The following is a 21,638-nucleotide window of genomic DNA, read 5'->3' as shown; positions in this document are numbered from 1 at the left end:
GGCGGCGTCGATAAACAGGGTGGCTCGCGTTTCCTCGACCAGGAGGTGGGCCAGGAAGACCGGGTTGTATTCGACATCGGCGCCGCGAAGGTTCATCAACCAGGCGACGTCGTCGAGGCTGGAGAGCAGGTGGTGCGTGGCGCCGGCCCGGCGCATCGCGGTGCGGACGTGGCGCAGTTTGTCGGCGCGCTGGACGGTGGCGAAAGGCGGCTCGTGGGCATAGACCGGCGCTTCCGGCCTTGCGGGACGGTCGCTCCAGATGGCCGCGGGCAGGTCGAGGTCGGTGCGCAGGCGGGCGCCGGCGGTGTCGAGCCGCCGGGAGAGGCTCTCAGCGGCCGCCACGGAAAGGCTGTCCCCCGCCACGACGACAGTGTCGCCGGCACCCACTTGCTCCGCCAGCCAGGCCACGTGTTCCGGTGTGTGCGCCACGTTGAGTTTCATCAGAGGGAGGCCGCTTCCCGTCAGTTCGGCCTCGGCCTGGGCGAAGTAACGGGAATCGGTCCACAGTCCGCCGCCGGTGGCGGTGACCACCAGGGTGCCGGCCGAGCCGGTGAAGCCGGACAGCCACTGGCGCGCCTGCCAGCGTGGCGGCAGGTACTCGGAGAGGTGCGGATCGGCCGTGGGCACGATGACGGCGGCGACGCTTTCGCGGGCCATGGCGGCGCGAAGAGCCTGGAGGCGGGCGGGAATCAGGGAATCATTCATCCCCCCATGGTATCGGGAGAACCGCCGGTGGGAAGCAAGGAGCGGAGGGGGAAGCAAGGGAGTGGGAAGCAAGCGGGTGGGAAGCAAGGAAGGGGGTGGGAAGCGCGCTGGCGCGCGAAAAGGGTTCCTCTAGGCCGATCGCGCGCCAGCGCGCTTCCCACCAGGGGGCACGGTTTCCACGATAGGCGGGCATCGAGCGGGGAGGGGCGCTTCGGCTTTCTATTCAGTTACCACTCGCGAGTGGGGGCCCGCTTAGGTAAAATACAAATTTCCAGCACTGGCTGCTCGCATGACTCCCCTGATTTTCGTCACCGGCGGTGTGGTGTCTTCCCTTGGGAAAGGCATCGCAGCGGCGTCGCTTGCCTCCATCCTCGAGGCCCGCGGTCTTTCCGTGACCATGATGAAGCTCGATCCGTACATCAACGTGGATCCGGGCACCATGAGCCCCTTCCAGCACGGTGAGGTCTACGTCACCGACGATGGCGCGGAAACCGATCTCGATCTCGGCCATTACGAGCGCTTCGTCCGCACCCGGCTGACCGGCAAGAATTCGATCACCGCGGGCAAGATCTACGAATCGGTGATCCGCAAGGAGCGCCGCGGCGACTACCTCGGCGCCACCGTGCAAGTGATCCCGCACATCACCGACGAGATCAAGCACTCCATCCATGAGGCCACGCGTGGTTTCGACGTGGCCCTGGTCGAGATCGGCGGCACGGTCGGCGACATCGAGTCGTTGCCCTTCCTGGAGGCGATCCGCCAGTTGCGCATCGAGCACGGGCCGGAGAAGTGCATGTTCGTGCACCTCACCCTGGTCCCGTATATCAAGGCCGCCGGCGAGATCAAGACCAAGCCGACCCAGCATTCGGTGAAGGAACTCCGCTCGATCGGTATCCAGCCCGACGTGCTGCTGTGCCGTTGCGAGGAACCGCTGCCCGACGGCGAGCGCCACAAGATCGCGCTGTTCACCAACGTGCCGAAGAATGCCGTCATCAGCACGATCGACGTCGACGTCATCTACAAGCTCCCGATGTGGCTGCACGAGCAGGGCCTGGACGAACTCGTCATCAAGCGCCTCGGCCTCGACGCGGGCCCGGCCGACCTCTCCAGCTGGGAGCGCACGGTCGAGGCCGTGGAGCATCCGCGCGACGAAGTCACCGTGGCCATCGTCGGCAAGTACGTCGAACACAAGGATGCCTACAAGTCGCTGGGCGAGGCCTTGCGCCACGGCGGTATCAACCAGGCGACGCGGGTGAACCTGCGCTGGGTGGATTCCGAGGACGTGGAGGCGCGCGGTGCTCGCGCGGTGCTCGGTGACGCCGACGCCATCCTCGTGCCGGGCGGTTTCGGCAAGCGTGGCTTTGAGGGCAAGATCCTCGCCGCCCAGTTCGCACGCGAGACCGGCATCCCGTACTTCGGCATCTGCTACGGCATGCACGCCGCTGTGGTCGAGTTCGCGCGCAACACCGCGGGCCTGACCCATGCCGATTCCAGCGAGAACGACCGCAACACGCCAGATCCGGTCATCGCCCTCATCACCGAGTGGACGACCGCCACCGGTGAAACCGAGCAGCGCAGCGAGCGGTCGGACCTCGGCGGTACCATGCGCCTGGGTGCGCAGGAGTGCCGCCTGAAGGCAGGCACCCTGGCGCGTGAACTGTATGGCGAGGACGTGGTGCGTGAACGCCATCGCCACCGCTACGAGTTCAACAACCGTTACCGCCAGTCGTTCGAGGATCTCGGCCTGGTGATCTCGGGCAAGTCGATGGACGACCTGCTGGTGGAGATCGTCGAGTTGCCGCGTCAGGTCCACCCGTGGTTCCTGGGTTGCCAGGCCCACCCGGAATTCACCTCGACGCCGCGCGAGGGCCACCCGCTGTTCATCGGCTTCGTCCGCGCCGCGCGCGAATACAAGGCCGTCCGCGACGGCGACAAGCTCGCCATCCGTTCCGAGGAGTCCGCCGCATGAAGCTTTGTGGTTTCGAGGCTGGTCTCGACCAGCCGCTGTTCCTGATCGCGGGCCCCTGCGTCATCGAGTCGATGCAACTGCAGCTCGATGTCGCCGGCAAGCTCAAGGAAATCACGGGCCGTCTCGGCATCAACTTCATCTTCAAGTCCAGCTTCGACAAGGCCAACCGCTCGTCGGGCGCGAGCTTCCGCGGTCCGGGGCTCGAAGAAGGCCTGAAGGTGCTCGAAGCGGTGAAGCGGCAGATCGGCGTGCCGGTGATCACCGATGTGCACGAGTACACTCCGATGAACGAGGTCGCCGCCGTCGTCGATGTGCTGCAGACGCCGGCCTTCCTTTGCCGCCAGACCGATTTCATCCAGAACGTGGCCCGCGCCGGCAAGCCGGTGAACATCAAGAAGGGTCAGTTCCTCGCGCCCTGGGACATGAAGAACGTCGTGCAGAAGGCCTTCGACGTTGGCAACAACGACATCCTCGTGTGCGAGCGCGGCGCGAGCTTCGGCTATAACAACCTGGTCTCCGACATGCGCTCGCTCGCGGTGATGCGCGAGACGAACTGCCCGGTGGTCTTCGACGCCACCCATTCGGTGCAGCTGCCGGGTGGCCAGGGCACCAGCTCCGGCGGCCAGCGCGAGTTCGTGCCGGTGCTGGCGCGCGCGGCCGTGGCCGTCGGCGTCGCCGGCCTGTTCGCCGAAACCCATCCGGAGCCGGCCAAGGCACTGAGCGACGGCCCGAACGCCTGGCCGCTCGACCAGATGGAAGAATTGCTCGAGACCCTGATGGAACTCGATGGCGCCGTGAAGCGCCGTGGATTCAAGAACCACGCCTGATTTTCAGTCATTCCAACTCGCAACGGGAAGCGCATGACCACGTCCATTACCAAGATCCACGCTCGCGAAATCCTCGATTCCCGCGGTAACCCGACCCTCGAAGCCGAGGTCACGCTCGCCGACGGTTCCTTCGGCCGCGCGGCCGTTCCCAGCGGTGCGTCCACCGGCACGCGCGAGGCGGTCGAGCTGCGCGACGGCGACAAGGGCCGCTATGGCGGTAAGGGCGTGAAGAACGCCGTGGCCAACGTCAACACCACCATCGCCGGTGCGCTGAAGGGCTACGACGCCGCCGACCAGAAGGGCCTCGATGGCAAGCTCATCGCGCTGGATGGCACCGAAAACAAGGGCAAGCTCGGCGCCAATGCCTTGCTGGGCGTATCGATGGCCGCCGCGCACGCCGTGGCCGCGTCGAAGAAGCAGGCCCTCTGGCAGTACCTGATGGTGGACGGCGGCGGTTCGCTGCCGGTGCCGATGATGAACATCATCAACGGTGGCGCTCATGCCGACAACAACGTCGATGTGCAGGAGTTCATGGTGCTGCCGGTCGGCGCACCGAACTTCGCCGAGGCGCTGCGCTACGGCGCCGAGATATTCCATGCGCTGAAGTCGGTGCTCAAGGGCCGTGGCCTCAACACCTCGGTTGGTGACGAAGGCGGCTTCGCGCCTAACCTCAAGTCCAATGTCGAGGCACTGGATACGATCCTGGAAGCGGTGACCAAGGCCGGCTACAAGGTCGGAAGCGACATCCTGCTGGGCCTCGACGTGGCCAGCTCCGAGTTCTTCAAGGATGGCAAGTACGACCTCGAAGGCGAGGGCAAGGTGTTCACGCCGGAACAATGGGTGGACACGCTGGCGTCGTGGTCGAAGCAGTACCCCATCGTCACCATCGAGGACGGCATGGCCGAAGGCGACTGGACGGGCTGGGCGCATCTCACCAAGGCCATCGGCGAAGGCATCCAGCTGGTCGGCGACGACCTCTTCGTGACCAACCCGAAGATCTTCCAGGAAGGCATCGACAAGAAGATCGCCAACGCCATCCTGATCAAGGTCAACCAGATCGGCACGCTGTCCGAAACGCTCGAAGCCATCGCCATGGCTCATCGCGCGAAATACGCGGCGATCGTTTCGCACCGCTCGGGTGAAACCGAGGACACCACGATCTCCGATATCGCCGTGGCCACCACCGCCACGCAGATCAAGACCGGCTCGCTCTGCCGTACCGACCGCGTGGCCAAGTACAACCAGTTGCTGCGCATCGAGGAAGCGCTCGGTGCCAAGGCGGCGTATGCGGGCCGCAACGCCTTCCCGAGCCTGTCGAAACTGCCCGGCTGAGACTCGCCTTGAGCAACGCGGCAATCCTGCGCTGGGTCGGCCTGATCCTCGTCATCGTCCTCATCGCGCTGCAGCTCAAGCTGTGGGTCGGCGGTGGGGGCATGGCCGAGGTCGATTCGCTGCGTGAAGCGGTCAAGAAACAGACCGAGGAGAACGCCAGCTTGCAGAAGCGCAACCAGGCGCTCGCCGCGGACGTCGAAGACCTGAAACACGGCGAGCAAGCCACCGAGGCACGCGCGCGCCAGGAACTGGGCCTGGTCAAGCCGGGTGAGACGTTCTATCAGGTGGTGGAGCCGGGGGCCGCGACCAGCGCGCCCCCGCCTCCGCCGCCCATCGCCCCCGGCGGCCAGTGATGGATGCCCTCTGGTGCGTGGTTCCGGCCGCCGGCAAGGGTGTCCGGGCTGGCGGCGACCGGCCGAAGCAATACCAGTGGCTGGCCGGCCGGCCGCTCATAGATCACACGCTGGAACGGTTGGCGGCCCACCCACGTATCGCCGGGTTGCTGGTGGCCATCGCGGCTGACGACATGCATTTCGCGGCCACCGATACCATCGGCGGCAAGCCGTTGATCGTCACCATCGGCGGCAGCGAGCGCAGTGCTTCGGTGCTGGCCGGCCTGCATGCGCTGCCGCCCGGCGTGGCGGATGACGAGTTCGTGCTGGTGCACGATGCCGCGCGGCCGTGCGTGCGCGCCGGTGACATCGAACGGCTCGTCGAAATGGCGGGAAAAGGGGAGGGCGGCTTGCTCGGTGCGCCCCTTCGCGACACCCTGAAACGTTCCGACCCAACGTGTCACAGCATCGCCACCGAACCGCGCGATGGCCGCTGGCGTGCCTTCACCCCGCAGATGTTCCGTCGCGGTGCGCTGGCGCATGCACTCCACCTTGCCGCCGAGGCGGGTATCGTGGTGAGCGATGAGGCGATGGCCATGGAGCGGACCGGCGTGTCGCCCCTGCTGGTGGAAGGATCGGAAGACAATATCAAGGTGACGACGCCGGCCGATTTCGCGCTGGCGGAGTTCCTTCTAGGGAGGACACGGTAATGCGCATCGGCCAGGGATTCGACGTCCACGCGTTCGGCGAAGGCGACCACGTGATGCTGGGTGGCGTGCGCGTGCCGCATGGGCAGGGCGTGCTCGCGCATTCCGATGGTGACGTGGTGCTGCATGCCCTTTGCGACGCCTTGCTCGGTGCACTGGCGCTCGGCGATATCGGCAAGCACTTTCCTCCCACGGACGAACGCTGGCGTGATGCCGACAGCCGCAGCTTCGTCCGTGCCGTGGCGGCCATGCTGGCCGAACGTGGCTACGTGCTGGGCAACGCGGACGTGACGGTCGTTTGCGAAGCGCCGAAAGTGGGGCCGCATGCGCAGGCCATGCGCGAGATCATCGCCGCCGACCTCGGCGTCGATATCGACCGGATCAGCATCAAGGCCACCACCACCGAGACGCTCGGCTTCACGGGCCGCCGCGAAGGCATCGCCGCGCTGGCCACGGTGCTGGTGCTGCGCGCATGAGCGAGAACGAGCCCCGCGCCTCCACGCCTCGCCTGCACGACAGGCTGGAGACGATCGTCGACCTGCTGCGTCGCCGCGAGGGCCTGCTCGCCTTTGCCGGCGCCGCACCCGATGGCGACGATGCGGCGCTGGAAGCCGCGGACGCGGAACTCCAGGCGCGACTCGACGAACTGCATCCGGCCGATCTGGCGGACGTGCTGGAATCGCTGCCGCTGGAAGACCGCCTCGCGGTCTGGCAGCGCGTACGTTCCGATCGCGATGGCGACATCCTGCTCGAGGTATCGGATTCGGTTCGCGAATCGCTGATCGCGGACATGGACGACCGCGAGATCCTCGCCGCCGTCGAGCCTCTGGACGCGGACGAACTCGCCGACCTCGTCGATGACCTGCCAACCGAGGTACTGCCCGAACTGATGGCCAGCCTCGACGCGCAGGAGCGCGAGCGCGTGCAGGCGGCCATGTCCTACGAGGACGACCAGGTCGGCGCGCTGATGGATTTCGACATGGTCACCATCCGCGAGGACATCAGCCTCGAAGTGGTGCTGCGTTACCTGCGCCGGTTCGATGAGCTGCCGGCGCAGACCGACAAGCTTTTCGTGGTCAACTCCGACAATGTGCTCACCGGCGTGCTGCCGCTGCACTGGCTGTTGGTGAACTCGCCGGAGAAGATGGTCCGCGAGATCATGGCGCCGGATGTGAACACGTTCCGTCCGGAGGACGATGCCTACGACGTGGCGCAGGCGTTCGAACGTTACGACCTGGTCACCGCGCCCGTCGTCGACGCGCATCAGCGCCTGATCGGCCGTATCGCCGTCGACGCCATGCTCGATTTCATCCGCGAGGAGAGCGAAACCGAAGCACTGTCGCGCGGCGGCCTGCGCGAGGAAGAGGACATCTTCGCCTCGGTGTGGAAGTCCGTGCGCAATCGTTGGGCGTGGCTGGCCATCAACCTGATCACCGCCTTCATAGCCTCGCGCGTCATCGGCTTGTTCGAACACTCGATCGAGAAGCTCGTCGCCCTGGCCGCGTTGATGCCCATCGTCGCCGGCATCGGTGGCAATTCAGGTAACCAGACCATCACGATGATCGTCCGCGCGATGGCGTTGGAACAGATCGGCGTCTCGCAGGCCCGGCGCTTGTGGCGCAAGGAAATGGCGGTTTCGCTGGTCAACGGCATCGTATGGGGCGGCGCGATCGGCATCGTTGCGTGGCTGCTGTACGGCAGCCTCTCGCTCGGCCTGGTGATGATGTCCGCGATGACGCTGAACCTGTTGCTCGCCGCCTTCATGGGCGTGGGCATTCCCATGCTCATGACGAAGCTCGGGCGCGATCCGGCGCTGGGGTCGAGCGTGCTGATCACCGCGATGACCGATAGCGGTGGTTTCTTCATTTTCCTCGGCCTCGCCACGCTGTTCTTGCTGTAAAGGCTTTCCATGAGCGACAACGAACTACCTTTCGCCTTCGGCGCACCGCCGCTGCGCGCCCGTTTGCGCTCGACGCCCGATGATTTCTTCGTCGAGGAAATCCTTGGCTACGAAGCCGATGGCGCAGGCGAACACGCCTTCCTGGTCGTCGAGAAGCGCGGCGCGAACACCGATTGGGTGGCGCGCGAACTGGCGAAATTCGCCGGTACCGCGCCGATGAACGTCGGCTACGCCGGCATGAAGGATCGCCACGCGGTGACCCGGCAGGTGTTCACGGTGCAACTGCCGGGAAAGGCCGATCCGGACTGGTCGGCATTTCCCCATGCCGACGTGACGATCCGGTCGCTCGGCCGGCATTCGCGCAAGATCAAGCGGGGTGCGCTGCGCGGCAATCGCTTCGTCCTGGTGTTGCGCGAGGTCGAGGGCGATCGCGCCGCGGCCGAGGTGCGGCTGGGCGAGATCGCGCGGCGCGGCGTGCCCAACTATTTCGGTGAGCAGCGTTTCGGTCTTGGCGGCAACAACGTCGTCCAGGCGCGCGCCATGTTCGGTGGCCGCCGTGTCGATCGAGACAAGCGGTCGATCCTGCTCTCCGCGGCGCGCTCGCATATCTTCAACGGCGTGCTCGCGGAACGCGTCACCGCCGGTCGATGGGACGCGCCGATGGATGGCGAGATATGGTCGCTTGAAGGGTCACGCTCGTGGTTCGGCCCGGAGCCGTTCGACGCCACGCTGGCGGAACGGCTGGCCCGGTTCGATATTCATCCGTCCGGGCCTTTGTGGGGTCGTGGCGAGACGCCTGCGTCGGAGGCGGCGGGCGAGCTGGAGCGAGCGGTGGCGGCGCGCGACGAGGACCTGGCTAAAGGCCTGGCCGACGCGCGCATGGATCAGGAACGGCGCGCCTTGCGCCTGCAACCGCGCGAGTTCGCGTGGCGCTGGCTCGACGATGGCGCGCTGGAGGTCTCGTTCGAGTTGCCTGCGGGGGCGTATGCCACGACGGTGATCCGCGAGGTCGCGGCTACCCTGTAGCCATCGCCGACAGGGTCGGCTCCCACCCAGGCAGACGGCGAACCTGTGGGAGCCGACCTTGTCGGCGATCCTGCGGCAGCGGGCCTGGATGAGGCGGGCGCCCATCACCCCTTCAACAAGACGACCACCGCCCCCGTGCCACCTTGCATCGGCCGCGCCGAGGCGAACGCCACCACGTCGTCCCGTCGCCGCAGCAAGCGATCGGTGAGCCCTTTCAATACCGGCCCGGCCGCCTTCGAGCGCAATCCCTTGCCGTGGATGATGCGCACGCAACGCACGCCGTCGCGACGGCATTCGGCGAGGAACTCGCCGATCGTCAGCTGCGCCGCCGCCGCGTTCATCTGGTGAAGGTCGACGTCGGCCTGGATGCTGAACTGGCCGCGCTTGAGTTGCTTCAGGAGTTTCGGCGGGTAGCCATCGCGCAAATAAGACAGTTCCTCGCCCACCTCGAGGTCGGCGGGATCGTAGTCGAACAGCAGCGACTCGGCGGGCACGGCCGCTTCGTCGGCGTCGCGCATGTGGGGATGCGGTTCCGGCCGTGGACGGTCGGGCACGGCCTCCACGGGTGTCATGGGGCGAACGTCGCCGATCGCCTCGCGAAACAGGCGGCTATCGTCGTCATGTACCGTCGAAGGGCGTCGCTTCATGGCTCCCATCCTAGCGGGCTTTCGTGAATCCGGCGCCCCGGTCCGGTAGACTTGGACGGTCGGGCGGCCTCCATCGACATGGGGCCGCCGCACCCGTTTTTCGATCTGGATCAGCATGCAAGTTCTGGTTAGCAACGACGACGGCGTGGAGGCCCCTGGCATCCAGGTGCTGGCCGGGCGTCTGGCCGAGTTCGGTACGGTGACGGTGGTCGCGCCGGACCGCGACCGTTCCGGCGCGAGCAATTCGCTCACCCTCGACGCACCCATCCGTGTACAGCGACTGGATGACGGCGCGTACCGCGTCGCCGGTACGCCCACCGATTGCGTCCACCTCGCGCTGTCGGGTCTGCTCGAGCATGAGACGGACATCGTCGTGTCCGGCATCAACAACGTCGCCAACCTCGGCGACGACGTGATCTATTCGGGCACCGTGTCCGCCGCCATGGAAGGCCGTTTCCTGGGGCTTCCCGCCATCGCGGTGTCGCTGGTGACCCGCGAAGGCTCGGGCCGCCATTTCGACGCCGCGGCGAACGCCGTGCTGATGCTGATGCGCCGCCTGATCGTCGACCCGCTGCCGGCCGATACGATCCTCAACGTGAACGTGCCTGACCTGCCGTGGGATCAGGTCCGTGGTTTCGAAGTCACCCGGCTCGGGAAGCGTCACCGTTCGGCGCCGGCGATCCAGACTACCGACCCGCGCGGCCGTGCGATGTGGTGGATCGGTCCGCCGGGCGAGATCGAGGACGACGGCCCCGGCACGGACTTCGACGCCGTGCGCCGCGGTTTCGTTTCCGTTACGCCCATCCATACGGACCTCACGCGGTTCCAGGCGCTGGACAAGGTCAGCAGTTGGGCGCTGTCGCTGTCGTCGGCGATGGACAACGAGGAGGCGGCCTGAGGTGGTGAACCTGCATGCCCTTCCGCCTTCCGCGTTGCGCGGCGAAGGAATGACTTCGCAGCGTGCACGCGACCGCCTCGTGGCGAAGCTCGCCGAGGAGGGCATCCGCGACGAGCGCGTGCTCGAGGTGATCCGCCAGCTGCCTCGTCATCATTTCATCGACCAGGCGTTGCACAGCCGCGCCTATGAAAACACCGCCCTGCCGATCGGCCACGGCCAGACCATTTCGCAACCGTGGATTGTCGCGAGGATGACCGAGGCGTTGATCGAGCACGGCGTACCCGGCCGCGTGCTCGAAATCGGCACGGGATCGGGTTACCAGGCCGCCGTGCTCGCTGGCATCGTGCCCACCGTGTATACGGTGGAGCGCATCGAGGAACTGCTGCGCCAGGCGCGGCGCCGTTTCCGTCAGCTCGGCATCGAGAACCTGCGTTCCCGCCACGACGATGGCAAGCTGGGCTGGGAATCGGAAGCCCCGTTCGAAGGCATCATCCTCACCGCCGCGGGTGACCGCATTCCGGCGAAACTGCTCGACCAGTTGAAACCGGGCGGGGTGCTCGTGGCTCCCGTCGGCAGCCCCAGCCAGCAGGTGCTCGTGCGCTTGCGTAAAGATGAAAAGGGCGATGTGGTCCGCGAGGATCTCGGCGCCGTGAGTTTCGTGCCGCTTCTCGGCGGCATCGGTTGATGCGTTTCCATCACAAGGAAAACCGCTGAATGCGGATGTTCGCTTCGCTTTACGAGCGCGCCATCGTCTGGGCACGCCATCGCCACGCGGTCCGCTATCTCGCCGGGCTTTCCTTCGTCGAAGCCTTCATCTTCCCCGTGATGCCGGAGATCATGCTGGCGCCGATGATGCTGGCCGAGCCACGCAAGGCCTTCCGCTTCGCGAACTGGAGCCTGCTGTTTTCGTTGCTGGGCTCGCTGGTGGGTTACGCCCTCGGCCATTTCGCCTACGAGGCGCTCAAGCCGCTGCTGGAATCGCTTCACTTGCTCGCACCGATCCAGACGGGCGTGGCCAGTTTACAGAAGGACATGCAGGCGCACTCGCTGGGTCTCTACATCGTGCTGGCGATGGCCGCCCTGCAGCCGGTGGTGCCGATGAAGTTCGTCACCTGGGCGTCGGGTATCGTCGGCGTGCCGGTTTTGCCCTTCCTTATTTGCATGATGATCGGCCGTGGCAAGCGCGTCTGGTTGCTGGCCCTGCTGGTCCGCCTGTTCGGTGAACGTGCGGAGCAGATGCTGCGCAAACACATCGAATGGATAGGATGGGCTGTTATCGTAGCGATCGTCCTCCTGGCCGCCTGGTGGTTCCTGCTGAGATGAGTGACCGTGAAAGGAAGTCCGCGATGCTCATGACCCGTCCGCTCGCGTTGGCCGCCATGTTGGCCGCGGGCTTCATGCTTTCCGGATGCGACGTCACCCGCAGCTCGGTCGTCGTCACGCGTAGCCCTGGCAGCACCTATACGCCCGCGCGGGCGGCCACGCCGGCACCTCCGCCCGGCGGCAGCTACCGGGTGTCCAAGGGCGATACCCTTTACAGCATCGCCTTCCGCAACAAGGTGGATTTCCGCGACCTCGCCAGCTGGAACGGCATCGCATCGCCCTACACGATCTGGCCGGGGCAGGACCTGCGTCTTTCCCCACCGGGGCGCGAGGACAAGCCGGCGGTTTCGCACACCGCGCCTGTGGTCGCCGCCGTGCCGCCTCCGGCGGCCGGCCATCCGGCGCCGGCGGCACAACCCGCGCAACCTCCCGTGGCGCCCTCGCCGCCGGCCCATGTGGCCGATGCCGGAGCCAGCTTGCCGCCCACGGCGCCTGCGCCCGCCACCACGACGAACACACCTGTGGTCATCGCCGGCAAGCCCGCCGAATCGCTGGTGCCCACCCCTCCGCCGCCCAGCGCGCCCGTGACACAGCCGCCCGCACCGGTCGAGAACCCGCCCGCGACAACGCCCATCGTCGCCAGCGGGGCCACGCGCAGCGCGGGCGGGATCAACTGGCGCTGGCCGGCCGACGGCGCGTTGTTGAAGAAATTCTCATCGAGCGACGCCATCCCCGGCATCGAGGTGGGTGGCAAGGCGGGAGACCCGGTCCGCGCCGCCGCCGACGGCGTGGTGGTTTACAGCGGCAACGGCCTCGTCGGTTACGGCGAGCTCGTCATCATCAAGCACAGCGACAGCTTCCTCTCCGCCTACGGTCACAACCGTAAGCGCCTGGTGAAGGAAGGCGAGAAGGTGAAAGCGGGGCAGAGCGTGGCGGAGATGGGTTCCACCGGGGCCACTCGCGACGAGCTGCAATTCCAGATACGCCGCGACGGCAATCCGGTCGATCCGCTGCAGTACCTGCCGCCTCGCTAGAGGTGTTGGCCGCGAGCTTTCTCTTGTCTTGAGGTTTCTGTGGGAGCCGCTTCAGCGGCGATGGGTGCTCGACTCGAGTTTGCCCGCTGCCGCGGGATCGCCGCTGAAGCGGCTCCCACAGGGTCAGTCCCACAGGGTCAGTCGGCGCGTTTGCGCCTTGCTTCGAACGCCTGCAGATGCGCGAAGGCCACTTCCAGCATGGGCGCGGGGACACCGGCATCGCGTGCGCGTCGCAGCATGTCGCCGACGATATGGTCGGATTCGATGCGCTGCCCGGATTCCAGGTCGCGCAGCATCGACGCGGTCAGCGGCGAGCCCTCTTGCGTCAAGGTTTTCCAGGCGAACGACCGCGCGTTGTCGGGAACCGGGTGGCCCGATGCGCGGGCGATGGCCAGGCACTCCTCGTACATCCGCTCGGTGAGCTGGCGCCCGTCGTTCGTGCCGACGATATCGCCCACGCTGGCCCGGAACAGGCAGGTGGCGCCCGCGAGCGTGGCGAGGAACGAGAACTTGGCCCAGAGGTCGCGCTGGATGTCGGTCGACAGGGTGTGATCGACATTTGCCGCGGCGAATGCGGAGGCGATGGCGTCACAACGGCCACCGTGTGCCTGGCCGTCGCGTTCGCCGAAAGTCACCGATGCACCGTTGCCGAGGTGGAGGATCTCGCCATCGGGGCCTTTCGCCGCGCTGATGACGCAAAGACCGCCGACCACGGCGTCCGGCCCGAAGCGCTCGTCGAGAACGGGATAGTGGGCCAGGCCATTGAGGATCGGCAGGATCGCGGTCGTCTCGCCCACGGCGGGGTCGATCGCCTCGATGGCCGAATGCAGGTCGTAGGCCTTGCACGACAGCAGGACGAGGTCGAAGCGTCCCGCCGTGGCCACCGTTTCCGCGGTGACGTGATCGACCCGCAACGTGGCGTCTCCGAAGGGGCTGCGAATGACCAGCCCTTTTTCGTCCAGCGCCTTCGCTCTTTCGGGACGGACGAGGAAGGTGACGTCGGTGCCGGCCTGGGCCAGGCGGCCACCGAAGTAACCGCCGGTGCCACCGGCTCCGAGGACGAGGATGCGCATGGGAATTCCCTCAGGGGAGGATGAATGCCGCGACCACGCGGCGGCCTTCGCCCGCCAGGAGGCTGTAGGTGCGTGCCGCCGATCCGTTGGTCATCGCCTCGACGCCGATGCCCCGGCGCAGGAAGCCGGCCATGACCTCGCCGGGCGGAAAGACCTGACGTTCGCCGGTGCCCAGCAAGACCAGTTCCGGTTCCAGGGCCACGATCTTCTCGACGTCCGCGAGCGTGAGCCGGGACGCGTCGGTGGCGGTCCAGTCTTCGATGACCTCTTTCGGGGTCAGCAGGATGCTCTTGTGGAAGTCGCGGTCGACCACCGTGACCGTGTCGGCGCCCACCCGGCGCACGAAGAGGTACTCACCGGGATGCTCGAACGACAGTTCCATGGGCTTACCGGGGCAGGGCGAGCTTCGGGTCCTGCTCGTTCCGCCGGAACAGGACGACGACGTGGCCGATTTCCTGGATCGTCTCCGACCCGGTCTGGCCGGTCAGGAAGGCGATCTGCTCCTGGCGCTCGTCCTTGTCTCCCCCGGAGAGCTTGACCTTGACCAGCTCGTGAATATCCAGGGCCTGGGCCAGTTCCTTGGCGACCGCCTCGGTGGCGCCCTTGTTCCCCAGGAGGATGACGGGGCGGAGATCGTGGGCGAGGCTGCGCAGGTAGCGGCGCTGTGTAGGGGAAAGCGACATTGCGTTCAGGTTCGATGTGCGGCTGACAGGCGTCAAAGGGTATCATGCACGACCTGCACCTTACTTATTGTTGGTCGAAAGCCCATGGCACGCAGCAAGAGCAGTTCCCGTTGGCTGCGGGAGCATTTCGACGATCCCTACGTCAAGAAGGCCCAGGCCGAGGGTCTTCGCTCCCGTGCCGTCTTCAAGCTCGAAGAGCTGATCGACCGCGACCGCCTGCTGAAGCCCGGCATGACCGTCGTCGACCTCGGCGCCGCTCCCGGCGGCTGGTCGCAGCTGGCGCGGCAGCGCATGGGCGACACGGGCACGATCATCGCCCTGGACATCCTGCCCATGGCGGGCCTGGCCGGCGTGGACTTCATGCAGGGCGATTTCCGCGAGGAATCGGTCCTGCGCGAACTCGAAAGCAAGCTGGAAGGCCAGAAGGTCGATCTTGTCCTATCGGACATGGCCCCCAATATGTCCGGTGTGGCACTCGCCGACCAGATCCGCGCCATGGACCTGTGCGACCTCGCCCGGCAGTTCAGTCTCGACTGGCTGAAGCCCGGCGGGTCGTTCCTGGTGAAACTGTTCCAGGGGGCAGGGTTCGACGAGTACCTGAAGAACTTGCGCGCGGACTTCAGTCGCGTGACGATGCGTAAACCGAAGGCCTCCCGCGCACGTTCGCGAGAGGTCTATGCGCTGGCGACCGGCCTCAAGTCCGCGTCCCGGCAACCTGGCGAGAACCGCGCATGAATGAGATGGCAAAAAACCTGTTGCTCTGGCTGATCATCGCGGTGGTCCTGCTGACCGTGTTCCAGACGTTCAACCCGCACGGCGGGTCGTCGCAGGACATGTCGTACACGACATTCGCCCAGCAGATCGACAACGGCAACGTGGCGAGCGGCACGATCACTTCCACCGCTCCCCCGACCATCACCGGCAAGCTCAAGGACGGCGGTTCCTACCGCACGGTGGTGCCGGTCGTCGGCCTGTCCACGAGCGACCTCGTCAAGCAGATGCGCGACAAGGGCGTGGAACTTCGCCAGGAGCCGGCGGACAACGGGTTCTCGCTGCTCGGCCTGCTCTTCAACTGGCTGCCGATCATCATCTTCGTCGCCGTGCTGATCTGGTTCATGCGCCAGATGCAGGCGGGCTCCGGTGGCCGTGGCGCCATGAGCTTCGGCCGCTCGCGCGCCAAGCTGCAGGGCGAAGACCAGGTGAAGGTCAACTTCGGCGATGTCGCCGGCTGCGACGAAGCCAAGGAAGAAGTCGGCGAACTGGTCGAATTCCTGCGCGATCCGGGCAAGTTCCAGAAACTGGGCGGAAAGATCCCGCGTGGCGTGCTGATGGTCGGTCCCCCTGGTACCGGCAAGACGTTGCTCGCCAAGGCGATCGCGGGCGAGGCCAAGGTGCCGTTCTTCTCGATCTCAGGCTCCGACTTCGTCGAAATGTTCGTCGGTGTCGGCGCGAGCCGCGTGCGCGACATGTTCGAGCAGGCGAAGAAGCACGCACCGTGCATCATCTTCATCGACGAAATCGACGCCGTCGGCCGCCATCGCGGCGCCGGCATGGGTGGCGGTCACGACGAGCGCGAGCAGACGCTCAACCAGTTGCTGGTCGAGATGGACGGCTTCGAAGGCACCGAGGGCATCATCGTCATCGCGGCCACCAACCGCCCCGACGTGCTCGATCCCGCGCTGCTGCGTCCCGGCCGTTTCGACCGCCAGGTGGTCGTCGGGTTGCCGGACGTGAAGGGCCGTGAGCAGATCCTCAAGGTGCACATGCGCAAGGTGCCGACCGCGGCCGATGTCGAGCCGATGGTCATCGCGCGCGGTACCCCGGGTTTCTCCGGTGCCGACCTCGCCAATCTCGTGAACGAGGCGGCCTTGTTCGCCGCCCGCGAGAACGCGCGCGAAGTGCGCATGAGTCACCTCGATCGTGCCCGCGACAAGATCCTCATGGGTTCCGAACGCCGTTCGATGGCGATGAACGACGAAGAGAAGCGTCTCACCGCCTATCACGAGGCCGGCCACGCGATCATCGGCCGTCTCGTGCCCGAGCACGATCCGGTCTACAAGGTCACGATCATTCCGCGCGGCCGCGCGCTGGGTGTGACGATGTACCTGCCGGAAGGCGATCGCTACAGCATGAACAAGGTCGCGATCGAATCGCAGCTGTGCTCGCTGTACGGCGGCCGCGTCGCCGAGGAACTCATCTTCGGTCACGACAAGGTCACCACCGGTGCATCCAACGACATCGAACGCGCGACCAAGATGGCGCGCAACATGGCGACGAAGTGGGGCCTGTCCGACGAACTCGGGCCGGTGACTTACGGCGAAGAGGAAGACGAGGTCTTCATCGGCCGCTCCGTCACGCAGCACAAGAGCGTGTCCAACGAGACCGCACGCAAGATCGACGAAGTGGTGCGTACGATCCTCGACCGCGCCTACGCGCGCAGCAAGGAGCTGCTCACCACGAACATCGACAAGCTGCACGTGATGGCCGAGACACTGTTGCTGTACGAGACCATCGACGCGCGCCAGATCGACGACATCATGAACAATCGCGAGCCGGGTCCACCGGCTGACTGGCAGAAGCCGGGCTCGACGCCTCCGCCTCCGCCGCCTCGTGGCGACGCCGGCTCCGCGCCGGACAAGGTCGGCAAGCCCGCGACACAGCTGTGAAGGGAAGGGCGGCGAAGGCCGCCCTTCTTGCATTCGGACGGCCATTTACAGGGACTGTTACGAATCCGAGAAAAAAAGATGCACAAAAGTGTTGACGCGTGCGTCCGATATCTGAATAATTCCGCTTCTCGGCACGGCGCTAACGCTTCACGGCGATAGTCACCGGGTCTAAGGTTTCAAGTGTGCGCCCGTAGCTCAGCTGGATAGAGTACCAGGCTACGAACTTGGTGGTCGGGAGTTCGAATCTCTCCGGGCGCACCATTTTTCTTAAGCAGCAAAGCCGTCGCCCCTGGGCTACGGTCGCGGTAGTTGAAAGTGTGGTGTGTTCATACAGATTGACGGGCTTGAGTTTGACCCGTAACATTTGAAGGCTTCACCCCGGTATATCGGGATAGTGCTTTAAGTTTCGGGGTATAGCTCAGTCTGGTAGAGCGCCAGCTTTGGGAGCTGGATGTCGGGGGTTCGAATCCCTCTGCCCCGACCAGTTGGCGTTCTACGTACAGTGCCTGCGCCTGTAGCTCAATCGGATAGAGCATCGGCCTTCTAAGCCGACGGTTGCAGGTTCGATTCCTGTCGGGCGCGCCAAATGGTGTTTTATGGTGGGCGTAGCTCAGCTGGTTAGAGTACCGGATTGTGATTCCGGATGTCGTGGGTTCGAGTCCCATCGTCCACCCCACTTACAACGTAGCTGCAAGTTTTAACGGGCCGTTAGCTCAGTTGGTAGAGCAGTTGACTCTTAATCAATTGGTCGTAAGTTCGAATCTTACACGGCCCACCAATTCAAGACGCCGGTAGCTCCCGCTACCGGCGTTTTCTTTTAGAATGGCTCGCTGCGCGAGAGTGGCGGAATTGGTAGACGCACCAGATTTAGGTTCTGACGCCGCAAGGCGTGCGGGTTCGAGTCCCGCCTCTCGCACCATTCTGTTTCTCCTTGGCTCAACCAAAAAAAACCGCCGGTCTGGCGGATTCGTCGGGTGACGTGGTGGCTTGCCAGGAGACTATAAGAACTTCGCGACGACCACCGCTCCGGCCCCCAGCGCGCTCACGATGATGGCTCCCAGGGCAACCATGGGGTAATAGCGCTGCTCGGCCTGGATCTTTGCAGTCTCAGCGCCGAGTTTCATGGTTTCGGCCATGGTCTTCGTGATGTTCGCGTGGATCTGTTCGAGTTCTGCGGCTTGCACGGTTTTGGCCTCGGCCATGGAATGCTCCTAGGGTATCAGGACGAGGGGGCGAGTTCGCCCAGCGATGCTCGCTGGGGGCCAGGCCAGATTCCGGCAAAGATTTCAGCCCTCAGGACGAGGAGCAGAATGCACCGAAGGGGTCGAGAACTTCTGTGGGGAAAGGTTCGACTGCGAGTAGGCGATATGCGCCGCTTTCTTATAGCCGTCCAACGGCTGTTTGTCGCCGAGTCGATCGACACTAGCCCCTTGTGGCCACGAACAACCCCAGCCCGATCATGATGACGCCGGAAACCAGAGACAGCAGGCGCTCCCGCCGCGCCTTGGCGTCCGATGCGAGGAAGCGGCTGGCGGCGAACACCGCGACCAGATCGGCGCTGGTGTTGAGCAGAACGCAGATCGAACCCAGCAGGATGAACTGCGGTGCGAAAGCATGTGCCGGCGAGACGAACTGCGGGATGAAAGCGATGAAGAACATGGCGGTCTTCACGTTCAGCGCTTCGACGACGATGCCATCCCTGAAGGCCTTTTTCGCTCCGGCACGCGCTACGCGGGGAACGTCCGTTGCTTCGGGGCGCGCGAGCAGTATCTTCAGGCCGAGGTAAAGCAGGTAGGCCGCGCCCAGGTATTTGATCGCGGAATACAGGACGGGCGATTCCGCTATCAGCAACGACAACCCCAGCGCCGACAGCAGGACATGCGCCATGCCGCCGCCGGCCGTTCCCATCGACGACGCGACGCCCTCCGCGCGGCCACCCGTCACCGTGCGGGCCACCACGTAAGCGATGCCTGGACCGGGCACGATTGCCAGGGCGGTGGCGGCGAGCAGGAACGATAGCGAGGGAAGCATGACGGGCCCGGTGGTGGGTTAATATATTGACCGTGCAGTTCAAGGTAACGACTAGTGACCATGAAAGTCAATATATCGACCAACCCGGATACGAGCCTGGACGGACTGAGCGCCGTGCTATCGACGCGAATGAAGATACTTCGTGCGAACGCGGGGCTGACGCTGGACGGCCTTTCCAAGCGTTCCGGCGTGAGCAAGGGCATGCTGGTGGAGATCGAGAAAGGGACCGCCAACCCGAGCATCGGCACGCTGTGCAAGGTCGCCGCGGCGTTCGGCATGTCGGTTGCCGATATCGTCAGCGTCGCCCCGTCGTCACCCGTCCGCCGCATCCCTGGCGGCGACATTCCCACCCTGTGGACCGGGAGCGAGGGTGGCAGCGCACGGTTGCTTGCCGGTACCTCGGGTCCCGACATGATCGAACTCTGGCGCTGGATCATGCGACCGGGTGAATCCTACGAGTCGCAGGGACACCCCACGGGAACGATGGAGTTGTTCCATGTCGAGAAGGGCGAGCTTCACCTGGTCGTGGGCGGCACGACGCTCGTGCTGCCGAAGGGCGACTCCGCGATCGCCCGCACCGACGTGCCACACCGTTATGCGAATGAAGGAAAGACCGAACTCGTTTTCACGATGGCGGTCGCGGAACTGCATCGACGCGGATAGCTGGCCGCCGACGCGCGCGGCGACGATCAGAACGCCAGTTTGATGAGGCAGGCGATGAGTGCCGTGACGCCGCCAAGGACACCAACCGCGAGGGTCCCCGCGGCGATCATCGGGTAATAACGGCTTTCGGCCTGAATCCTCGCCGTTTCCGCACTGAGCTTGCTCGTCTCCGCGGACAGCTTGCCCGCCTCGTGCACGAGCTTGATCAGGGTCGCGTCGATCAGGCGGTAATCGGTGTCGTTCACGCGTGTCCTTGCCGTGACTGTCCTTGGGAACGGCATTGTACATACGTGATTCGCGATGGCTTTGCTGATGCGGCCTGATCGCGCGCCAGCGCGCTTCCCACCCGACGGGAGGTGGGAACTCGCGTAAGAGCGAAGTCCATTAGGGTGGGAAGCGCGCTCGCGCGCGATCGCTCCGTAGCCCGACTACGCCCGAACGCGGCGCGCCACGATCAGTCCCAAAGCCGCCAGCACCACCGTGATAGCGAAATTGGCGGCGAATGCGGCGGTGTGCGAAACATCGAGCAAGGCGCCGAACAACGAACCGCCGATCGCCAGCGTGGTCGCGACCATCAGCGATTCGCACAACTGCAAGGCGGAACTGTTCGCACCCTGTTCGTGCTCGGCGGACATCGACAAGGCGAGCACGGCGACGGTGCCGTAGAGCATGCCCATGCCGAGGCCGGTAAGCAGCCAACCAGCGACGGAGGCGATAACTGGCATCCAGGCGAAGGTGCTCAGCGACGCCACGAGCACGCCGATCACCATCAGGATGGTGCCGCGATTCAGCAGTGCTTGTCGTGAGATCTTCGCGTAGTGGCCTTGGTACCAAGAGCCGGAGAACCAGCCGATCGCGCCCACGCTGATGGCGATGCCGGCCCACATCGGCGACAGCCCGTGTTCGCTCGAAAAGGCCAGTGGCAGGAAAGCCTCGGTGCCGAAGAAGGCCGACGCGGCGACACCGCGCAGGGCGACCACGGCGGGAAGGCCTCGTGCCCCGCGCAAGGTGCCCGGCGGAAGCAGACGTCGCCCGCAGGCATACAGCAGCACGATGGCCGGTGCGAATAACGCCGCCGCGAACCACCCACGCTCCTGTCCCGCGACGAAAAGCAGGCAGACGCCGAGAGACGCGCCCACGGCGTTCATCATGCGGCCGGGCGCGTCACTGGCGACGCCTGACGGCTTGCCCAGCGAGCGCAGGGCGCCACGCAGTCCCGCGGCGGCCGGAATCGCCAGCAGCGGCACGCCGAGGAAAACCCAGCGCCAGCCGACATGCTCGACGATCGCCCCGCTCACGGCGGGGCCGATCAATGCTGGTACGACCCAGCCCGCCGAGAACGAAGCGAACACCTTCGGTCTCAGCGATTCCGGATACAGGCGTCCCACGATGACGTAAAGGGCGGGCGAAAGGCAGCCTGCGCCCAGCCCCTGGACCAGGCGTCCCACCAGCAGGGTCGGCATGTCGTGCGCGAAACCGGCGATCAGCAGCCCGGCGACGAACCCCGCCAGTCCGGTCCAGAGGGCGGGGCCCGGGCCGCGGCGATCGCTCCAGCGTCCTGACAGGGTCATACCGATGACGCTCGTGGCCAGTACGCCACCGAAGGCCAGGGCGTACGCCTTGAGTCCGTGCAGGTCGCGCGCCACGGTAGGCATGGCCGTGGTGACCGCCAGGGCTTCGAAGGCGATCAGGGAAATGAGGGCGACCATGCCGATGGTGGCCGCCCGGTACGGCGGGGCGAGGATGCCCGCCACGGCGGGCGGTTCGCCGGCACGGAGCAGGCCTTGGTCTGGTGTTCCCACGTTCATTCTGCGTCCTTGGG

Annotated in this window: 23 protein-coding genes, 6 tRNA genes and 1 pseudogene; 21 read left to right on the top strand and 9 right to left on the bottom strand. The window is 65.6% G+C overall.

From position 1 onward, the window contains the following. Positions 1–36: 36 nt before the first annotated feature. Positions 37–657, bottom strand: a pseudogene (locus QFZ41_RS03055) (aminopeptidase P family N-terminal domain-containing protein); the annotation flags it as partial. Positions 658–994: 337 nt separating this feature from the next. On the opposite strand from QFZ41_RS03055, the gene QFZ41_RS03050 reads away from it, so the two are divergent. The 8 genes from QFZ41_RS03050 to truD are packed head-to-tail and all read left to right on the top strand — an operon-like array spanning position 995 to position 8,798. Then, entirely contained in the window at positions 995–2,674 is a 1,680-nt protein-coding gene (locus tag QFZ41_RS03050; RefSeq protein ID WP_429197397.1) for a CTP synthase, read from the top strand. Next, positions 2,671–3,501 carry a 3-deoxy-8-phosphooctulonate synthase gene (gene kdsA / locus QFZ41_RS03045; RefSeq protein WP_429197396.1) on the top strand — a complete coding sequence of 277 codons (831 nt, stop codon included), beginning with the start codon at positions 2,671–2,673 and terminating at the stop codon, positions 3,499–3,501. The genes QFZ41_RS03050 and kdsA overlap by 4 nt, the downstream gene beginning before the upstream one ends. 33 nt (positions 3,502–3,534) lie before the next feature. Then, positions 3,535–4,833: a phosphopyruvate hydratase gene (gene eno / locus QFZ41_RS03040; RefSeq protein WP_429197395.1), complete on the top strand. Its 1,299-nt coding sequence runs from the start codon at positions 3,535–3,537 to the stop codon at positions 4,831–4,833. A gap of 23 nt (positions 4,834–4,856) precedes the next feature. Then, entirely contained in the window at positions 4,857–5,186 is a 330-nt protein-coding gene (ftsB, locus tag QFZ41_RS03035) for a cell division protein FtsB (RefSeq protein WP_429200172.1), read from the top strand. Further along, a complete protein-coding gene (gene ispD / locus QFZ41_RS03030) occupies positions 5,186–5,875 on the top strand; it encodes a 2-C-methyl-D-erythritol 4-phosphate cytidylyltransferase (protein ID WP_429197394.1) in 690 nt (229 codons plus the stop codon). The genes ftsB and ispD overlap by 1 nt, the downstream gene beginning before the upstream one ends. Beyond that, entirely contained in the window at positions 5,875–6,348 is a 474-nt protein-coding gene (ispF, locus tag QFZ41_RS03025) for a 2-C-methyl-D-erythritol 2,4-cyclodiphosphate synthase (protein WP_429197393.1), read from the top strand. Before ispD ends, ispF begins: the two co-directional genes overlap by 1 nt. Continuing rightward, entirely contained in the window at positions 6,345–7,772 is a 1,428-nt protein-coding gene (gene mgtE, locus QFZ41_RS03020; protein ID WP_429197392.1) for a magnesium transporter, read from the top strand. The genes ispF and mgtE overlap by 4 nt, the downstream gene beginning before the upstream one ends. Positions 7,773–7,781: 9 nt before the next feature. After that, positions 7,782–8,798 (top strand): tRNA pseudouridine(13) synthase TruD, encoded by a 1,017-nt coding sequence (gene truD, locus QFZ41_RS03015; protein ID WP_429197391.1) that lies wholly within the window; start codon positions 7,782–7,784, stop codon positions 8,796–8,798. Positions 8,799–8,902: 104 nt separating this feature from the next. On the opposite strand, the gene QFZ41_RS03010 is transcribed toward truD, so the two are convergent. After that, positions 8,903–9,445, bottom strand: a complete 543-nt coding sequence (locus tag QFZ41_RS03010) for a Smr/MutS family protein (protein ID WP_429197390.1) — start codon at positions 9,443–9,445, stop codon at positions 8,903–8,905. 115 nt (positions 9,446–9,560) lie between these two features. Between QFZ41_RS03010 and surE the strand changes: the two genes are divergently transcribed. The 4 genes from surE to QFZ41_RS02990 are packed head-to-tail and all read left to right on the top strand — an operon-like array spanning position 9,561 to position 12,700. Then, positions 9,561–10,343, top strand: coding sequence for a 5'/3'-nucleotidase SurE (gene surE / locus QFZ41_RS03005; protein WP_429197389.1), 783 nt, complete (start codon positions 9,561–9,563; stop codon positions 10,341–10,343). A 49-nt stretch (positions 10,344–10,392) separates the two neighbouring features. Beyond that, positions 10,393–11,028: a protein-L-isoaspartate(D-aspartate) O-methyltransferase gene (locus QFZ41_RS03000; protein ID WP_429197388.1), complete on the top strand. Its 636-nt coding sequence runs from the start codon at positions 10,393–10,395 to the stop codon at positions 11,026–11,028. A 29-nt stretch (positions 11,029–11,057) separates the two neighbouring features. Then, the gene (locus QFZ41_RS02995) at positions 11,058–11,666 is read left to right on the top strand and encodes a YqaA family protein (RefSeq protein ID WP_429197387.1); all 609 of its coding nucleotides are present in this window, start codon (positions 11,058–11,060) and stop codon (positions 11,664–11,666) included. 29 nt (positions 11,667–11,695) lie between these two features. Then, on the top strand, positions 11,696–12,700 hold the full coding sequence (locus QFZ41_RS02990; RefSeq protein ID WP_429197386.1) for a peptidoglycan DD-metalloendopeptidase family protein: 1,005 nt from the start codon (positions 11,696–11,698) through the stop codon (positions 12,698–12,700). A gap of 137 nt (positions 12,701–12,837) precedes the next feature. Here the strand turns inward: QFZ41_RS02990 and panE are convergent, their stop codons facing one another. From panE to QFZ41_RS02975, 3 genes are read right to left on the bottom strand one after another with little or no spacing between them, the layout of a single operon-like run. After that, positions 12,838–13,779, bottom strand: coding sequence for a 2-dehydropantoate 2-reductase (gene panE / locus QFZ41_RS02985; RefSeq protein WP_429200171.1), 942 nt, complete (start codon positions 13,777–13,779; stop codon positions 12,838–12,840). Positions 13,780–13,783: 4 nt separating this feature from the next. Continuing rightward, on the bottom strand, positions 13,784–14,155 hold the full coding sequence (locus tag QFZ41_RS02980) for an Mth938-like domain-containing protein (RefSeq protein ID WP_429197385.1): 372 nt from the start codon (positions 14,153–14,155) through the stop codon (positions 13,784–13,786). A gap of 4 nt (positions 14,156–14,159) precedes the next feature. Beyond that, the gene (locus tag QFZ41_RS02975) at positions 14,160–14,456 is read right to left on the bottom strand and encodes a YhbY family RNA-binding protein (protein ID WP_429197384.1); all 297 of its coding nucleotides are present in this window, start codon (positions 14,454–14,456) and stop codon (positions 14,160–14,162) included. An 84-nt stretch (positions 14,457–14,540) separates the two neighbouring features. Here QFZ41_RS02975 and rlmE point away from each other — a divergent pair, with 84 nt between their 5' ends. The 8 genes from rlmE (at position 14,541) to QFZ41_RS02935 (ending at position 18,041) form a co-directional block, all read left to right on the top strand. Then, entirely contained in the window at positions 14,541–15,191 is a 651-nt protein-coding gene (gene rlmE, locus QFZ41_RS02970; protein WP_429197383.1) for a 23S rRNA (uridine(2552)-2'-O)-methyltransferase RlmE, read from the top strand. Continuing rightward, the gene (ftsH, locus tag QFZ41_RS02965; RefSeq protein ID WP_429197382.1) at positions 15,188–17,122 is read left to right on the top strand and encodes an ATP-dependent zinc metalloprotease FtsH; all 1,935 of its coding nucleotides are present in this window, start codon (positions 15,188–15,190) and stop codon (positions 17,120–17,122) included. Before rlmE ends, ftsH begins: the two co-directional genes overlap by 4 nt. A gap of 184 nt (positions 17,123–17,306) precedes the next feature. Further along, positions 17,307–17,383 (top strand) — tRNA-Arg (locus QFZ41_RS02960). A 146-nt stretch (positions 17,384–17,529) separates the two neighbouring features. Beyond that, a tRNA-Pro gene (locus QFZ41_RS02955) sits at positions 17,530–17,606 on the top strand. A gap of 24 nt (positions 17,607–17,630) precedes the next feature. Continuing rightward, positions 17,631–17,707: transfer RNA gene (locus tag QFZ41_RS02950), tRNA-Arg, on the top strand. Positions 17,708–17,721: 14 nt separating this feature from the next. After that, positions 17,722–17,798 (top strand) — tRNA-His (locus QFZ41_RS02945). Between the two features lie 26 nt (positions 17,799–17,824). Next, positions 17,825–17,900: transfer RNA gene (locus QFZ41_RS02940), tRNA-Lys, on the top strand. Between the two features lie 56 nt (positions 17,901–17,956). Further along, a tRNA-Leu gene (locus QFZ41_RS02935) sits at positions 17,957–18,041 on the top strand. Between the two features lie 79 nt (positions 18,042–18,120). Here QFZ41_RS02935 and QFZ41_RS02930 read toward each other — a convergent pair. Together QFZ41_RS02930 and QFZ41_RS02925 are read right to left on the bottom strand one after the other, a co-directional pair. Then, positions 18,121–18,324 carry a hypothetical protein gene (locus QFZ41_RS02930; protein ID WP_429197381.1) on the bottom strand — a complete coding sequence of 68 codons (204 nt, stop codon included), beginning with the start codon at positions 18,322–18,324 and terminating at the stop codon, positions 18,121–18,123. 220 nt (positions 18,325–18,544) lie between these two features. After that, positions 18,545–19,153 (bottom strand): LysE family translocator, encoded by a 609-nt coding sequence (locus QFZ41_RS02925; RefSeq protein WP_429197380.1) that lies wholly within the window; start codon positions 19,151–19,153, stop codon positions 18,545–18,547. 60 nt (positions 19,154–19,213) lie between these two features. Between QFZ41_RS02925 and QFZ41_RS02920 the strand changes: the two genes are divergently transcribed. Then, a complete protein-coding gene (locus QFZ41_RS02920) occupies positions 19,214–19,816 on the top strand; it encodes a helix-turn-helix domain-containing protein (RefSeq protein WP_429197379.1) in 603 nt (200 codons plus the stop codon). Positions 19,817–19,842: 26 nt separating this feature from the next. On the opposite strand, the gene QFZ41_RS02915 is transcribed toward QFZ41_RS02920, so the two are convergent. Further along, complete coding sequence (locus QFZ41_RS02915; RefSeq protein WP_429197378.1) at positions 19,843–20,061, bottom strand: hypothetical protein; 219 nt, start codon at positions 20,059–20,061, stop codon at positions 19,843–19,845. Positions 20,062–20,244: 183 nt separating this feature from the next. Continuing rightward, entirely contained in the window at positions 20,245–21,624 is a 1,380-nt protein-coding gene (locus tag QFZ41_RS02910; protein ID WP_429197377.1) for an MFS transporter, read from the bottom strand. Positions 21,625–21,638 lie beyond the last annotated feature (14 nt).

The sequence above is a fragment of the Luteibacter sp. W1I16 genome (genome assembly GCF_050434905.1).
GTDB lineage: Bacteria > Pseudomonadota > Gammaproteobacteria > Xanthomonadales > Rhodanobacteraceae > Luteibacter.
Note: the sequence above shows the minus strand (reverse complement) of the source record. Positions and strands in the feature narration are given on the sequence as shown.

What these genes read in the sequence shown, in the direction of transcription:
- QFZ41_RS02980 (WP_429197385.1), bottom strand. Translation starts at nt 14,155, where the DNA reads ATGGAACTGTCGTTCGAGCATCCCGGTGAGTACCTCTTCGTGCGCCGG.
- ftsH (WP_429197382.1), top strand. Translation starts at nt 15,188, where the DNA reads ATGAATGAGATGGCAAAAAACCTGTTGCTCTGGCTGATCATCGCGGTG.
- QFZ41_RS02975 (WP_429197384.1), bottom strand. Translation starts at nt 14,456, where the DNA reads ATGTCGCTTTCCCCTACACAGCGCCGCTACCTGCGCAGCCTCGCCCAC.
- mgtE (WP_429197392.1), top strand. Translation starts at nt 6,345, where the DNA reads ATGAGCGAGAACGAGCCCCGCGCCTCCACGCCTCGCCTGCACGACAGG.
- eno (WP_429197395.1), top strand. Translation starts at nt 3,535, where the DNA reads ATGACCACGTCCATTACCAAGATCCACGCTCGCGAAATCCTCGATTCC.
- truD (WP_429197391.1), top strand. Translation starts at nt 7,782, where the DNA reads ATGAGCGACAACGAACTACCTTTCGCCTTCGGCGCACCGCCGCTGCGC.
- QFZ41_RS02995 (WP_429197387.1), top strand. Translation starts at nt 11,058, where the DNA reads ATGCGGATGTTCGCTTCGCTTTACGAGCGCGCCATCGTCTGGGCACGC.
- kdsA (WP_429197396.1), top strand. Translation starts at nt 2,671, where the DNA reads ATGAAGCTTTGTGGTTTCGAGGCTGGTCTCGACCAGCCGCTGTTCCTG.
- ispD (WP_429197394.1), top strand. Translation starts at nt 5,186, where the DNA reads ATGGATGCCCTCTGGTGCGTGGTTCCGGCCGCCGGCAAGGGTGTCCGG.
- QFZ41_RS03010 (WP_429197390.1), bottom strand. Translation starts at nt 9,445, where the DNA reads ATGAAGCGACGCCCTTCGACGGTACATGACGACGATAGCCGCCTGTTT.
- QFZ41_RS02930 (WP_429197381.1), bottom strand. Translation starts at nt 18,324, where the DNA reads ATGGCCGAGGCCAAAACCGTGCAAGCCGCAGAACTCGAACAGATCCAC.
- QFZ41_RS02925 (WP_429197380.1), bottom strand. Translation starts at nt 19,153, where the DNA reads ATGCTTCCCTCGCTATCGTTCCTGCTCGCCGCCACCGCCCTGGCAATC.
- rlmE (WP_429197383.1), top strand. Translation starts at nt 14,541, where the DNA reads ATGGCACGCAGCAAGAGCAGTTCCCGTTGGCTGCGGGAGCATTTCGAC.
- QFZ41_RS02920 (WP_429197379.1), top strand. Translation starts at nt 19,214, where the DNA reads ATGAAAGTCAATATATCGACCAACCCGGATACGAGCCTGGACGGACTG.
- QFZ41_RS02910 (WP_429197377.1), bottom strand. Translation starts at nt 21,624, where the DNA reads ATGAACGTGGGAACACCAGACCAAGGCCTGCTCCGTGCCGGCGAACCG.
- ispF (WP_429197393.1), top strand. Translation starts at nt 5,875, where the DNA reads ATGCGCATCGGCCAGGGATTCGACGTCCACGCGTTCGGCGAAGGCGAC.
- surE (WP_429197389.1), top strand. Translation starts at nt 9,561, where the DNA reads ATGCAAGTTCTGGTTAGCAACGACGACGGCGTGGAGGCCCCTGGCATC.
- QFZ41_RS03050 (WP_429197397.1), top strand. Translation starts at nt 995, where the DNA reads ATGACTCCCCTGATTTTCGTCACCGGCGGTGTGGTGTCTTCCCTTGGG.
- QFZ41_RS02990 (WP_429197386.1), top strand. Translation starts at nt 11,696, where the DNA reads ATGACCCGTCCGCTCGCGTTGGCCGCCATGTTGGCCGCGGGCTTCATG.
- QFZ41_RS03000 (WP_429197388.1), top strand. Translation starts at nt 10,393, where the DNA reads ATGACTTCGCAGCGTGCACGCGACCGCCTCGTGGCGAAGCTCGCCGAG.